The organism is Chitinivibrio alkaliphilus ACht1 (genome assembly GCF_000474745.1).
Classification (GTDB): Bacteria; Fibrobacterota; Chitinivibrionia; order Chitinivibrionales; family Chitinivibrionaceae; genus Chitinivibrio; species Chitinivibrio alkaliphilus.
The window spans coordinates 24,623-38,800 of record NZ_ASJR01000019.1; the positions used below are offsets into that span (position 1 = coordinate 24,623).

Genomic DNA, 14,178 nt, shown 5'->3' on the forward strand with positions numbered 1-14,178 from the left:
TTCCCATGTTTCACGTGAAACACTTTATTTTTTACACGGAAATGATGTATTTTATAGCAAATTAATGAATGAGGCTTATGGAATACGATGTCGTAGTTATTGGTGGCGGCCATGCAGGTGTTGAGGCAAGTATCGCCTCGGCCCGAATGGGCTGTGCTACTCTCCTTATTACGGGCAATGTAGACTATCTTGGAGAAATGTCCTGTAACCCCTCTGTGGGAGGGGTGGCAAAAGGCACTATTGTTCGGGAAATTGACGCCCTTGGTGGTGTCATGGGCCGTATTGCCGATGCAGCAGGTATTCAATTTCGCGTCCTCAACAAAAGCAAGGGCATTGCAGTACACGGCCTCCGCGCACAGGTCGACCGGTTTCGCTACCGCGACCTTGTTCGTGAAGCTGTTCTTGCATGCGATGGGCTCTCCCTTTTACAGGACATGGTTGTTGATCTTGCGCCAGAAGGCTCCTCGTGGCGTCTTTCCACGGAGTGCGGCACCACCGTGGTCGCAAAGCGCTGTGTGTTTACAGTGGGAACGTTTCTTGAAGGCTGTGCGCACATCGGTGCGCAAACAGTGTCGTGTGGACGCATGGGAGAGCGAGCCTCCACAGGACTAGCCCATCGTCTGGAACAGCTCGGCCTTCGCGCGGGCCGCCTAAAAACAGGAACCCCCGCGCGAGTACACCGCGATAGCATTGACTATTCTGCCTTGACCCCACAAAGGGGGGATACGACCCCGGTACCATTTAGCTATGCTACGAATAAACCACTCACCAATGACGCTCTCTGCTGGGAGCTCCGAACAAACTCAAAAACACACGAAATTATTCGAAACAACCTGCACCGCTCGCCCGTATATGGATTGCAGTCGGTACAGGGGGTTGGGCCGCGATATTGTCCATCTATTGAGGACAAGCTGGTTCGCTTTGGAGATCGTTCTGGCCACGGTTTGTTTTTAGAACCCGAAGGGAATGGTCGTCCTGAAATGTATGTGAGCGGCTTTTCCACGGGGCTTCCTGTTGCTGTGCAGGAGCAGATGCTGCGCAGCCTTTCGGGGTTTTCACAGGCCCGCATGATAAAGCCCGCCTATGCCATCGAGTATGTCTATTTTTGTCCCAACCAACTAAATCGAACCCTTGAATCCCGAGTACTTCCTGGAGTCTATTTTGCAGGGCAAATCAATGGAACTTCCGGGTATGAAGAAGCGGCTGGACAAGGCTTGCTTGCAGGAATCAACGCTGCACAGGCTGTTCGTGGCAAAGAGCCACTTGTTCTCCGACGAGACGAAGCATACCTTGGAGTTCTTGTGGACGACCTCGTGGTAAAAGGAACAGAAGAGCCCTATCGCATGTTTACCTCTCGCGCAGAATACCGACTTCTTCTGCGCTACGACACGTGTGATGAACGACTCATGCCCCTAGGGGTTGCCGTAGGCCTTGTATCTTCTGAGGTATATGCGTCTCGGCAGGCTGTGTGGGCGGAAAAGGAAAAGCTACGTACGCTCCTCGACTCTACCACAGTTGGAGCAGATGCAGCTGCATCGCACACCGGTGTGTCAATCACTCAAGGCGTGCGGGCCAGCGTGTTTCTTCGACGGCCCGAGGTGTCGTTGCTACCGGTTCTCGCGGCGTGCGGGCTATGCTCTTCTCAATATAGTTCTGAAGTGCGTGCCGGGGTAGAGGCAGATATAAAATATGCCGGGTTTGTTAAGAAACATCTTGAGGAAATTGCAAGAAATCAACGCATGGAGACCATGTGTATTCCTGCGGATATTTCCTATGCTGACATAACAGGACTTTTAACCGAGAGTCGCGAAAAATTGTCGCAGGTACAGCCGCAAACAATAGGGCAGGCCTCACGAGTGCCCGGAGTAACTCCTGCAGATGTATCGGTTCTAATTATGTATATAACACAGTTGAATAAACAATAGTGTTTCACGTGAAACATGGGGTGCAATTATGGTAAAAGACTTAGAGCAGTATGTGAGCAGTGTGAAGGACGATTTTAAGCAAAAGGAGCTTGACTATCTCGGGTTGACCCCGGATGACAAGCAACATGATCAGATACTTACCTTTTTCTGTAAGCTCTATGAAGGAATTGAGCACGGACGTCTTACCGTGGGCGGCGACCGGGGGGACATATTCATAAAGCATTTTTGTGATTCCCTGCAACCACTCCTTCTTTTTGGGTTTGGAAAGGAATCACGCATGCTCGATCTCGATTGTGAAGCGGGGTTTCCCACAATTCCGACAGCAATATTTCGCCCAGACATGCAAATTGTCTCCTTGGCTGAGGCTGAGCAGGGGCAATTTCTTCGGGAAGTTATTGAAGCGTGTGAGTTGACCAACGTAACCGTAGTAGATAAGGTGCCCGGAAAAAAGAAATTTGACTATGTTGTGCAACGCTCAAATAAGACCCTTCAGGATCTTACCCGGCGGGCCCGGGGAGTTGTTCGTGCTGAGGGACGAATCTATAGCTTTATGACAGACAACTTTCATGAGGAATTAAGCGAAATTACCATGAATAAAGAGGAAGAGGGCGTTTCTGTTGTTGAAATAATTGATTATGATATTGCTGATAAGGTGCAGGACCTCAATCTTGTTGCCTTTGAACTGTATCGGTAATAATTCTTCCGGGGGTATGGAGTGAAGGTTCTAGCAGTATCAAATCAGAAAGGTGGCGTGGGAAAAACAACCACAGCTATCAATCTTGCGGCCTGTCTTGGCGCATGTGAAAAAAAGACGCTTTTAATAGACATGGATTCTCAATGTAACAGCACAACCGGAATCGGCCTCGATAAAGAAGGGGACGGTTTCTCTTCCTATGAAGTACTAATGGGAACCTGCTCTGTGGAAGATGCGATCCAGCCTTCACCGGGCATTTCTTATTTAGATGTACTGCCCAGCAGTGTGAACCTTGCGGGGGTAGAGCTGGAGTTGGTGAGCGCCTTCTCCCGTGAGCGAAAGCTTGCAGGGGTTATCGAACACGTATCCGATACATACGAATACATCATCGTCGATTCACCGCCCTCCCTTGGCCTTATCACCGTAAATATTCTCACTGCAGTGGATGCTGTTCTTATTCCAATTCAGTGTGAGTACTATGCCCTGGAGGGCTTAGCGGAACTCCTCAATACAATCCGTCTTGTGCAGAAAAAACTGAACCCCTCTCTCACCATTGAAGGGGTGCTTCTGACCATGTACGACGGACGACTCAACCTTTCTCGTCAAGTGGTGCAGGATGTGCGGAGCTATTTTAGCGGAAATGTCTTTGATACAATAATACCCCGTAATGTAAAACTCTCTGAGTCTCCCTCTTTTGGGAAGTCTATTATTGAATATGACGTAATGTCCCGCGGCGCCGTGGCCTATCGTGACTTAGCCAATGAAGTAATCAACAACACAACCCCTGTGCGGAAGGGGGAGCAGTGAGTACAAAAAAGCGAAAAGCCTTAGGACGTGGATTGGAGGACCTGTTTTCCGCCACGGGTTCCGATGTGCCGGAAGATACAACAGGAATTCACGGGCAGGAGGAAGAGATTCCTGTCTCAAAGATCGTAGTAAACCCTTTTCAACCACGTACCGACTTTGACGATACCGCCATTGTAGAGTTGGCCGAAAGCATTCGGCATCAAGGGCTCATTCAACCCATTGTGGTGCGTCGATCGGGAGAGGTGTACCAGATTGTATCAGGAGAGCGACGATTTCGTGCCATGGGGCGGCTTGGGTGGGAACGGATTCCTGCCATTATTCGCACCTCCATTAGCGACCAAAAAATGCTTGAGATTGCCATCGTTGAGAATGTACAACGTGTTGATCTTAATGATATCGAAAAGGGAATCTCCTATAAACGGCTCCTTGAAGAGTGCGGGTTGTCACATAAAGAGCTTTCCGAACGAATCGGAAAAAGCCGCAGTGCCATAACAAACTGTATGCGCCTGCTAAAACTCCCCGCCTTTGTTCAGGATCTGGTGCGAAAATCAGAGATCTCCATGGGACATGCACGTGCCTTACTTTCCTTAGAACACGCAGAAGAACAAGTTGCCCTTGCCAAAGAAATTGTAGAAAAAGGGCTCTCAGTTCGGGCGGTTGAAGAGCGCGTTGCTGCAAACAAACAGAAACCCACCCCTGCAAAACGTTCTGCCTCAGCCCTGACAGAAACAGCGACTCACTGTGTAGAACAGTGGAAAGAGGCCTTCGGCTCATCCGTGTCTTTAAAAGAGCTCTCACAAGGGCGCGTGGCAGTGCAAGTAGTTTTTTCATCACAGGAAGAGTTTGCCCGTTCATCCCAGCAGATTACCAAGGCGTCCTCTCATGAAAAATAAGACATATCACATACTCGTCTATGGAGACTCGGGGGAGCAACTCCGTTCCTATACCGTAACAAAAGGACGGCTTCTTTTTGCCAAAACCGCCTTGGTACTCTACGGAGTGTTCCTCGCAACGCTGCTGCTGTATGTGTTTCTCCATGCAACAGACTTGCGACATTATCGTGCTCATCGCTCCTACTATGACTCCTTAGCCTATGTTGATACTCGTATCGACTCCTTGGTTGGTCAGCTTATTGAAATAAATCGCTACTCACAATATATTCGCATGGCAGCCCTTACTACGGGCGACTCCTTAATGCCAACCCTTGAAGAGTATTTTTCTGACGAAGAATTGATAAAAGAACTTTCCGCGGCCGGGATGGATACCGATTTTGAATATGTCCCCAGCTTGCGCCCCGTCATGGGCGCAGTAAGTCAGCATTTCTCTGAGGAACATCCTGCCATCGACATTTCAGCATCCCAAGGAGCCATGATACGAGCAACCGCATCAGGGGTGGTTGCTCGAAAATATTTTCATGAATATCTTGGAAATGTGATCGAAATAGATCATTCAAACGGTTACGTATCACTCTATGCACATTGCGAAAGCATTTTGGTTAATTTACGCAGCCGTGTAACCAAGGGAGACCCCATCGCCTTGGTGGGAAATACGGGAAAAGGCTCCCGCGGACCGCATTTGCATTTTGCCATTGAAAAAGACGGAACCCCCGTAGACCCAAAAAAGATGGTATTTTAAATCCCCATAGACAAAAGAGAGGTTGAGGTGAGCAAAAAAATTGATTTTACAGTTGTTGGAAATGGAGCATCAATTACAGGTGAACTTGATGTTCCCCATGATGTCCGTATTGACGGTGTATTTAACGGCACTGTTCGCTGTGGAAGCACCATTACCGTTGGGACAGACGGTGTTGTTTCGGGAGAGATTTCTGCCATCAACGGAGAGATTGCGGGAAAAGTAGAAGGAAATGTCTCGTGCAGCAAAGCCTTAGAACTCAACGAAGGCGCCTCCATCGTCGGGGATGTCTCTGCAAAGGCACTCATTATCAATAAAGGCGGTGTTCTTCATGGGCGAAGCTCCATGCTCGATGAGAAAAATCAAAAGGGACAGAAAGAGCGCAGCAAGAATCGACCTGCAAAGAACGACGACGGACAGGCAAAACGAAAAGAGAACAGTGTAGAAATAGATTTATAAGGAGATCTCATGGATAGTATAAATATTGCAGTATTGGGAGCAGGCACAGTGGGCGGTGGCACCATTAAGCTTTTGAATAAACAACTCTCTTTTTTCCAAAAGAAATTAGGCTTACCCCTTCGTTTAGCCTATGTTGCCGAAAAAAACACCTTTGCCCTTGAAGAGATCTCCCTGCCTGCAGATACAACCGTGGTGGAAGATGCAGAGATCGCCCTACGCGCAAAGGATGTTCACATTGTGGTTGAATTGATTGGCGGCACGGGAATTGCCCGAGAGTTAGTGCGTACAGCCCTCGAAGAGAAGAAGCACGTAGTTACGGCAAACAAGGCTCTTATTGCTCATCATGGTCCGGAATTGTTCAGCTTGGCTGAAAAGCAAGGCGTGTCTCTCTATTTTGAAGCATCTGTTGGCGGAGGAATGCCCACCATAAAAACAATTCGTGAAGCCTTAGTGGGAAATGAGATTCTTTCGGTTACCTCTATCATAAACGGCACTTGTAACTACATCCTTTCGGAGATGACTGAAAAAGGGGCCGATTTTAATAATACCCTTCGCGAAGCCCAACGCCTGGGATATGCGGAGGCAGACCCGACCCTCGATATTGAAGGAGGGGATACGGGACATAAAAACGCCATAATGGCATCCCTCCTTTTGGGAAAATATGTTTCCTACGACGATATGAAAATTGAAGGAATAAAGGGACTAACGGCAGAAGACATCGCCTTTGCCGGGCGTCTTGGATATGTTATCAAATTAGTAGGAATCATTAAAAAGCGTGCCGGAGAAAAATGCATTGATGCGCGAGTCCACCCGGTTATGCTGAGTAACGATCACATCTTAGCAAATGTATCGGACGTGCTCAATGCAGTACTTTTTGAAGGAGATGCGGTTGGTCCTGTCATGGTATATGGCCCCGGAGCAGGAGAAATGCCCACCGCCTCAGCAGTGGTGAGCGATATTGTTGATGTGGCACGAAACATTATGGCACAAGATGAAAAACGGATCCCCATGGGGTACTATACCGAGGCAAACAAAGCAACCATTACGGACGATGCAGAGATAGAATCTCGATACTATCTCCGTTTTACCGTAAACAATAAACCCGGGGTCCTTGGGAAAATTGCAGACACCTTGGCGACACATGGTATTTCCATTGCGTCAGTAATGCAGGAAGAAAACGAGGTGAGCATTGTGTCAATTGTAATATTGACCTTCACCGCAACTGAAAAAAATGTTAAGGACGCTCTTCAAGAAATAGAGGCTTCGGAAGAAGTTGAAGCATATACACAACTTATTCGTATTGAGGATTAATAGATATGGTGTATCTACAGGAGTTTGAAGGACAGGAACAAAAGCGCTATTCCATAGATGAAATACGGTATCGAAGCGATTCCGGCAGGGTTCTTGAATGTGTCAATGAGCTCTCTCCTCTGACGGAGCAAAAAATTGCAGATCTTAAAAAGATCTGGGACACGCGGGCAGGTTCGTGGGATCCCCTCGACCGAAGCGGCGTGTGGCGGTATCGGGAATTTCTTCCCGCCCTGGCCCCCTTCGATTCAGTTGTGACGATGCCCGAGGGCAATACGCCAGTATACTCCATGCAACGCTGTGCCGCCTATACCGGTATGGAAACCTTACACGCTAAACATCAGGGAATGAACCCAACGGGCTCTTTTAAAGATAATGGCATGACCTGTGCCGTATCCATGGCAAAGAAGCTGGGAGCCTCCATGGTAGCGTGTGCATCAACGGGAAACACCTCTGCTTCCATGGCAGCCTATGCCACCCGAGCTGGTATGAAGTCCGTTATATTTATTCCCGATGGACAAATTGCCTACGGCAAACTCTCTCAAGCCCTCGATTTCGGTGGACACACCATTCAAATATCCGGTGATTTTGACATGGCCATGAAAATTGTGGAAGAAGTATGTATTCGTGAAAATATCTACCTCCTAAACTCTATTAACCCCTTTCGCATAGAGGGGCAAAAAACAATAATGATCGAGTTGCTCCATCAGCTCAACTGGGAAATCCCCGACTGGGTTGTGGTTCCCGGGGGGAATCTGGGAAACAACAGTGCCTTTGGAAAAGCCTTTGAAGAGCTGAAACGGGTCGGTCTTATTTCAAAAGTACCCCGTATCGCGGTTATACAGGCAGAGGGGGCAAACCCCTTGTATCAGTCATGGAAAAAAGAGGAGCAAGTGCTGACTCCCGTAGAAGCCCAGACTAGAGCAACAGCCATTAAAATAGGAAACCCCGTAAGTTTTGATAAGTCATGGTTTGCCTTACGTTCAACCAATGGCGTGGCAGAAGAAGTTTCTGAGGCAGAAATAGCCCAGGCAAAAGTGCATATTGGATACGACGGAGTTGGCTCCGAGCCTGCCTCTGCAACTACCGTGGCAGGTGTTAAGAAGCTCGTGCAAAAGGGAGTTATTACACCTCAGGAGCGCGTCGTATGCATTCTCACGGGCCATCTCTTAAAAGACCCAGACTATACCATCGAGTACCATCAGGATGAGCTCTATGCAGATCCACAGCGAACCACCGCTGTGACCGGCCATGAAAAAATTGAAACGGGGCCATATCGAAATATGCCCGTTCAGCTCCCTGCTGATAGCGATGTAATTATACAACATCTGCAAAACCTGTAAAAAAAGTGCTCGAGAAATGGTGTAAAAAGCGCCGTTTTTTACCATAGCAATGCAAAGACATCGATACAGGGCCACATGTTCTATACAGGGATATTTGGCCCCTTCTAAGAAAGTGATACAGGAGAAGCTTTATGAATGACCAAGCAGCACAGTTAAACACGACCATACGCCAGGAGAGGGAGAGTGTGTATACCCTTCTATCGGAACGAGGGCGTAACAGTTTTTTTCCCACCGGGGGCATTCTTGCGCAAGGGGCAGAAGCCGCATCATGCGAACTCAATGCAACCATTGGGGTTGCCTTGGAAGATAGCATGGAAGCAGCATCCCTTGCTCCCCTGCGGGAGATGATATCTCTTCCGCCCGATCAGGCGTTTAAATATGCCTCCAGTTATGGAATTCCCGCCTTACGGGAGCAGTGGAAACAGATGCTGTATGAAAAAAACCCAACCCTTGTTGAAAAAGCCACATCGACACCTGTAGTCACCAGTGCTCTTACCCATGGAATAAGTACGGCTACAAACCTCTTTCTAAATTCACAAGACCGCCTTATCTGTCCACACTACTATTGGGGCAACTACAATCTGGTGTTACAAAATGGGAGCGGCGCATCTCTTGATCTCTACGATACATTTCATGAGGGTGGATATAACATATCCGGCCTTCGCGAGAAACTGTGTGCAGAACCACCGGGGAAAAAGGCGCTCATCCTCAATTTTCCCAATAACCCCACAGGGTATACGGTTACGCAAGAAGAAGCCTATGCTCTTCGCGACATGCTTGTTGAAATGGCCGAAGCGGGAAACACTCTGGTTGTATTTATTGATGATGCCTATTTCGGCCTTGTTTTCAAAGACGGCGTATATGAAGAATCACTCTTTGCGCTTCTTGCAGATGCCCATGAAAATATTCTTGCCGTGAAGATAGACGGCCCAACAAAAGAGGATTATGTCTGGGGTTTTCGCATTGGCTTTATAACCTATGGTACACGGGGCGGAACCCCCCAGCTCTACGAAGCCCTTGAGTCTAAAACGGCCGGATTCATCCGCGGAACCATCTCAAATGCCTCTGGGGTAAGTCAACACCTGTTGCTATCGTGCTATCGTTCAGAACAATACCGCGCAGAAAAGGCGAAGAAATTTGCACTTCTCAAAGAACGGTTTGACACCGTGCGAAAGATTCTGGAAACACATCCAGAATATGCTGAAGAATTTACGGCCTTACCGTATAACTCAGGATACTTTATGTGTGTTGCCCTTCGTGCAGGGTGCAGTGCAGAAACGGTTCGGCGCCATCTTGTTACCAAATACAGCGTCGGTCTTATTGCCACCGGAGGAATCTTACGGGTTGCCTTCTCATCCACACCGAAAGACCGTTTACCCGATCTCTTCGCGGCACTCTACAAGGCCTGTAAAGAGGTCAAATGACATCGGTACAAGCAGTTATCTTTGATTTCGACGGCACTCTCTACGCAATGAAGGGAGTGTATAAGCTGATCTTTGCAGCATTTTGTTTTCCCCGGGTTGCCTATCTTCCACGGTATATGCGCATTCGACAGCAGTTTATTGGAGATGATTTTGGCTCACGGGAAGCCATGGAAGCTGCTTTCTGTGAAGCCTTTTTAAAGCAATACGGCGTTGAAGATGCTTCCTACTGGATAAAGAACAGTTTCTCCACATCCTTTATTCGGACACTTCGCTTTATGCGAAACCGTCCCGAATATGAAACAATCCTGCCAGCACTGCGGAAAAAGGGGATTAGAACAGTTCTTTTTTCAGATTTTGGACTTATTGAGTCGCGGCTTCGTGCCCTTGGACTTCAACCGGAACTCTTTGATCATATACTATCTGCTGAAGACTTAGGTGCCTTAAAACCAGCACCGCGCGCCTTTCAAACTATCCGTAAACGTCTTCAGCTCCCCGCCAAAAACATTCTTGTGGTGGGTGATCGTCTTGACACAGACGGGGCAGCAGCACAACAGGAGGGCATGCCCTTTCTGCAGGTGCGGGGCAAAGACAACCGAAACTGGGATGCCCTTGCAAGGAGGTTGGCAGCGCTGTAACACACAACGAAGGGAGTACGTGGTGTTTCTCATCGCTTTTTATATTGTGGTGTTCCTTGGTACGGCCGAGGCACAGCTTCGTATTACGGAACTAGAACGAAACCCCGTGGGGAGGGCCGACGCACTTCCCGGAGGACGGTCGAATAAGTATATTGCCTGTATCCATATGGGTAGTGATACGATCTGGACAAGGGACCTGCGCCTCTCAACCAACCGTGAAGATGCTGGGGTGATTCCTCTTTCCTGTGATCCTCGTCTTCCTAACACGAGTGTATGTGATCGTCCCTTTCTTCTGCCCGGTGATCAGGCGCTCATTCTAGATCCTAATTACCTTTCACCGGAAAACAGCCTTCCCTATGAGATTCCCGAAGGCACCATTCTTCTTACCACGGAGCGAAGGGGGGTATTTACCGATTTGACTCAGCGGGCGGGGTGTGCTCTCATTCATAGAGATACTCTTGTTGATGTGGTAGCAGATCGGCCCATGATCGAGTACGACACCTTGGAACGCTTTACCTACGAATCACCCTACGGCGGGGAGAACGATCATGAGGCGCTTGTACGCATACACCTCTTTGGCCCACGGAAATATCGCCCCATGGAGCGTCGCCTGGGACAGCCTGATCACTATGACGGAAAGATACTCCGAGAATACCACTATGCAAAAAAGAATGAAGAAGAGATCCTCCTACACATGTACATGCATAATTTTAAAAACCGCCCCATTGATCTCCAATATACATCCGAAAGGGGGCGCTCCACGGAGATTACCCTCGCACCGCAGAAGCACAAGGAAGTCTCCCTTTCTCTCACTACCACAGAAGCCACGCGGACCGTCCATGGGCCGGGATGGGTTGACACCCTGGATATCTCCTCCTGCTGGATACCCCCAAAATCTGTCTACATAAGTGAGGTTTCTCCCCGACAAGACCCCAACTGGATAGAAATACACAATCGGGGAAGCACCCCCGTACGGTATGATACGTGGCGCCTCCAAGGAAGACGAGACACGCTCTTGTTTCCCCCCGGAATACTTCCCGCTAAGGCATTCCTCCTTATCAGCAAGGATGAACTCCCACTCTCTTTGGAGCATGTAGAAGAGGGAATTCTCTATAATTTAGGCCATTACAGTGATACTCTCATTCTTGATATGGGAGAGGCCGGCCGCGACACGATTTCCTGGAGTCATGAAAATCTGCCGGGGTGGACACGGGAAAGTGTGCATCGGATACACCCGGACAGTGGAGTGGTACTTGGCCCACCAACACCGGGTGGGCAAGTACGCCCGCAAGAAGATACGGGATTTCATGTATACCCGTCGGTGTTTACACCAAAAAAAGAAACGGCACGGCGCCTGAATATTTCTTTAGAAGGGGCGTCTCACCACACGGGGACAGGGGATATTTATCGCCTTGACGGCACACGGGTATACTCCTTTTCCCTCAGAGGGGGCGATCGCCTTGAATGGGATGGTCGTGATCTAAGCGGACGATCAGTACCGGCAGGTCCCCTTATTATTATTTTTAAAACGGAGGATGCGCAATGGCGGCGGGAAGCAGTTCTCTGGCGATAGGGATCTTCTTTAGCCTGGTTATACAGGCCATGGCCCATGCACCGGTTCGTCCAGGCTTTGACGGGTTTTCCGGAGGAGCAGGCTCCCTGGTTCCCTCTGCCTTTGCCCACCCTGCAACCATATCGGCAAAGGGGCATCTCTTTGAAATACACACCCTTTCTCTGTATGAGTATACCTTGGGAAGTGAAACATCTCTGGGAGTCCATGGAGTGGGGTATTTCCACGGAGGAACCTTCTGGACTGGTGGGGTGGGAGGCACCGTTCTACACGCCTTTAGTCTCTATCGAAACACCGTGATAGAACTATCCGGAGGAATTCGGGCGGGAAATAACCATCTCTCCCTTCGCATGAGTCACTCCTTTGCTGATGTAGAGTTTGATCAAACCTATGACATGCACCTTTCGGGGCTCTATGCACGCCATGGAGAGCACCACATCCTCTTTGCAGGAGGTACGGTTGAACAGGTACTGGAAACGCGCAATCATCGTGCATATACACTGCAGGGAGGAGCAACCATACGGGAGGGGCCCGTGGGAACACAAAGTGCAGTGCTGACATATCAAGAATTACGGAACCATCTGATGGTAGATCTATACCAAGTATTCCCGTTCAACAGCCATGTGCACCTGCTCTGTGGGGTGCGTTCCGATCCGGCCATGGTTTTTCTTGGAATTGTGGTACAAGCCTCTTCGCACTCCGCAGGAATACTGCAGTTTTTTCATGGTGATTTGGGGTGGTCCCGATCAGCCGCATATCAATATCATCGTCGGGAATAGAATCTTGGGCATCACAATCGGCTTCCACTTTTTCTACAAAGCGTACGAGCACAACTAACATTGCGAAGGAACCTTGATATGGCCAAATGATACATATGCACAGAGAAAATAGAAGAATTGTATCTCTTTGCTGATGGTATGAAAACGATCATACTCTTACCACACTGTGGGATATAAACACCCATAGGTATAGTTTGGAGGATTTCTACAGTATCAATTGTCGGTAGGTAATTTATCATTTACAGTTGACATTATTGAGATGATATGATAGAGTGAAAAACAATTTAAAAGGATGTATTCGCACATGTCTCTACAGAGTATTTTTTCAGCTGTTATACTTATGGTTCATGTGTTTACCGTGCATGCATGGGGAGTATCATACACCCGGGAAGAATCGCGTTTTATTGATACGGTTGGCACTGTTTATTTATGTGTCGATCCGTATTGGGAGCCCTATGAACTATTACATGAGGATGGCTCCTTTACGGGTATCGCCGCTGATCTGATAGACCGTATTTCCCAGAGAACAGGGATAGAATTTGAGATTGTTCCAACAGAAAATTGGAGTGAGTCCCTGGAATATATGCGTAATGGTAAATGCGATGTCCTCGCCTTTCTCAATTACACAGAAGAACGTGCACAATGGATGAATTTTACTGAGTCGTATTATACCACTCAGAACGTCTTCGTAACCCGTTCTGAGCACCCTGATATTCACGATCTGAATGATTTCACCTCAATACGGGCAGTGCTTCCTGAGGGCACGAGTATAGAGGAACGGTTTCGACGGGAATACCCCCATGTTGAGATTATACTGGTGGAAACGGAGGTAGAAACCTTCGAAGCCGTACACGCAGGCAAAGCCGATTTCACCTTTCGTTCACTTCCCGTTGCAGCCTTTCTTATACGTAATGAGGGCTGGTTTTCTCTGAAGGTAGCAGGAACATTAGAGGGGTATGATAATAACTTTCGTATGGGGTGTGCACCGGATCTTCCCCTATTGCCTATGATACTTAATAAGGGTATAGTCTAAAGATTCTTATATTCTGAAATGTGAAACCAATAAAAACAGACTCGTTATTGCAATATAACTATAAGTTATTAAATTTCCTTAACATTGATTCATATTCATCCTTAAACCTCACACTGCGAAAACTCCAAACAACGTTAGAATTACCGTGCCATCGAAGATTAATTCTAAAATCATCACAATCTTTTAGTTTGTTTATGAGCCAAGTTGGATGTTTTACATACAATTCTTTACTACCTGTCTCTTGAATGAGTGTTAAAACCTCCTTTACGCCATCTATATAGACATTGGCTTTTATAACACCATATCCACCTCTTTTAAGATCTTTCCCAACAATATTTGGACTTTCACTAAAATTAATATAGGCCCATGTACTATTTTCTCCTTTCACTACAACAATAGAGGCCTCCGTTCCGGTATAAGGAAAATCCATTGATTCTGGACCTGCCCGGAAAAAGTATATAGAGAGTTAAGCCATACATTCTGGTTTTCCACTAAAATATATCTGTTCCATTTGATCCGGCGTCTTCCATCCATTCGCTGAATGTTTTCTAACCCGATTATAGTAATGT

The 14,178-nt window shown here is 47.9% G+C and carries 14 protein-coding genes; 13 read left to right on the plus strand and 1 reads right to left on the minus strand.

Going from position 1 to position 14,178, the window contains the following annotated elements; genetic code table 11:
- Nucleotides 1–77 precede the first annotated feature (77 nt).
- From mnmG to CALK_RS09290, 13 genes are all read left to right on the plus strand, one after another.
- Nucleotides 78–1,925, plus strand: coding sequence for a tRNA uridine-5-carboxymethylaminomethyl(34) synthesis enzyme MnmG (gene mnmG, locus CALK_RS09230; RefSeq protein WP_022637424.1), 1,848 nt, complete (start codon nucleotides 78–80; stop codon nucleotides 1,923–1,925).
- A 28-nt stretch (nucleotides 1,926–1,953) separates the two neighbouring features.
- The gene (locus CALK_RS09235) at nucleotides 1,954–2,619 is read left to right on the plus strand and encodes an RsmG family class I SAM-dependent methyltransferase (protein ID WP_022637425.1); all 666 of its coding nucleotides are present in this window, start codon (nucleotides 1,954–1,956) and stop codon (nucleotides 2,617–2,619) included.
- Nucleotides 2,620–2,640: 21 nt separating this feature from the next.
- On the plus strand, nucleotides 2,641–3,426 hold the full coding sequence (locus CALK_RS09240; RefSeq protein ID WP_022637426.1) for a ParA family protein: 786 nt from the start codon (nucleotides 2,641–2,643) through the stop codon (nucleotides 3,424–3,426).
- The gene (locus CALK_RS09245) at nucleotides 3,423–4,319 is read left to right on the plus strand and encodes a ParB/RepB/Spo0J family partition protein (protein ID WP_022637427.1); all 897 of its coding nucleotides are present in this window, start codon (nucleotides 3,423–3,425) and stop codon (nucleotides 4,317–4,319) included. Before CALK_RS09240 ends, CALK_RS09245 begins: the two co-directional genes overlap by 4 nt.
- On the plus strand, nucleotides 4,309–5,061 hold the full coding sequence (locus CALK_RS12330) for a M23 family metallopeptidase (protein ID WP_022637428.1): 753 nt from the start codon (nucleotides 4,309–4,311) through the stop codon (nucleotides 5,059–5,061). The genes CALK_RS09245 and CALK_RS12330 overlap by 11 nt, the downstream gene beginning before the upstream one ends.
- Before the next feature lie 27 nt (nucleotides 5,062–5,088).
- Nucleotides 5,089–5,517 carry a bactofilin family protein gene (locus tag CALK_RS09255; protein WP_022637429.1) on the plus strand — a complete coding sequence of 143 codons (429 nt, stop codon included), beginning with the start codon at nucleotides 5,089–5,091 and terminating at the stop codon, nucleotides 5,515–5,517.
- Nucleotides 5,518–5,526: 9 nt separating this feature from the next.
- Complete coding sequence (locus tag CALK_RS09260; RefSeq protein WP_022637430.1) at nucleotides 5,527–6,828, plus strand: homoserine dehydrogenase; 1,302 nt, start codon at nucleotides 5,527–5,529, stop codon at nucleotides 6,826–6,828.
- A gap of 5 nt (nucleotides 6,829–6,833) precedes the next feature.
- Nucleotides 6,834–8,168, plus strand: coding sequence for a threonine synthase (gene thrC / locus CALK_RS09265; RefSeq protein ID WP_022637431.1), 1,335 nt, complete (start codon nucleotides 6,834–6,836; stop codon nucleotides 8,166–8,168).
- A gap of 131 nt (nucleotides 8,169–8,299) precedes the next feature.
- Complete coding sequence (locus tag CALK_RS09270; protein WP_022637432.1) at nucleotides 8,300–9,592, plus strand: aminotransferase class I/II-fold pyridoxal phosphate-dependent enzyme; 1,293 nt, start codon at nucleotides 8,300–8,302, stop codon at nucleotides 9,590–9,592.
- Nucleotides 9,589–10,227: an HAD family hydrolase gene (locus CALK_RS12335; protein ID WP_022637433.1), complete on the plus strand. Its 639-nt coding sequence runs from the start codon at nucleotides 9,589–9,591 to the stop codon at nucleotides 10,225–10,227. The genes CALK_RS09270 and CALK_RS12335 overlap by 4 nt, the downstream gene beginning before the upstream one ends.
- Nucleotides 10,228–10,249: 22 nt before the next feature.
- Nucleotides 10,250–11,800: a lamin tail domain-containing protein gene (locus CALK_RS09280; protein WP_022637434.1), complete on the plus strand. Its 1,551-nt coding sequence runs from the start codon at nucleotides 10,250–10,252 to the stop codon at nucleotides 11,798–11,800.
- A complete protein-coding gene (locus CALK_RS09285) occupies nucleotides 11,770–12,576 on the plus strand; it encodes a hypothetical protein (RefSeq protein WP_022637435.1) in 807 nt (268 codons plus the stop codon). The genes CALK_RS09280 and CALK_RS09285 overlap by 31 nt, the downstream gene beginning before the upstream one ends.
- A gap of 304 nt (nucleotides 12,577–12,880) precedes the next feature.
- Nucleotides 12,881–13,609 (plus strand): transporter substrate-binding domain-containing protein, encoded by a 729-nt coding sequence (locus CALK_RS09290; protein WP_022637436.1) that lies wholly within the window; start codon nucleotides 12,881–12,883, stop codon nucleotides 13,607–13,609.
- A 58-nt stretch (nucleotides 13,610–13,667) separates the two neighbouring features.
- On the opposite strand, the gene CALK_RS09295 is transcribed toward CALK_RS09290, so the two are convergent.
- Entirely contained in the window at nucleotides 13,668–13,997 is a 330-nt protein-coding gene (locus CALK_RS09295) for a hypothetical protein (protein ID WP_022637437.1), read from the minus strand.
- Between the last annotated feature and the right edge of the window lie 181 nt (nucleotides 13,998–14,178).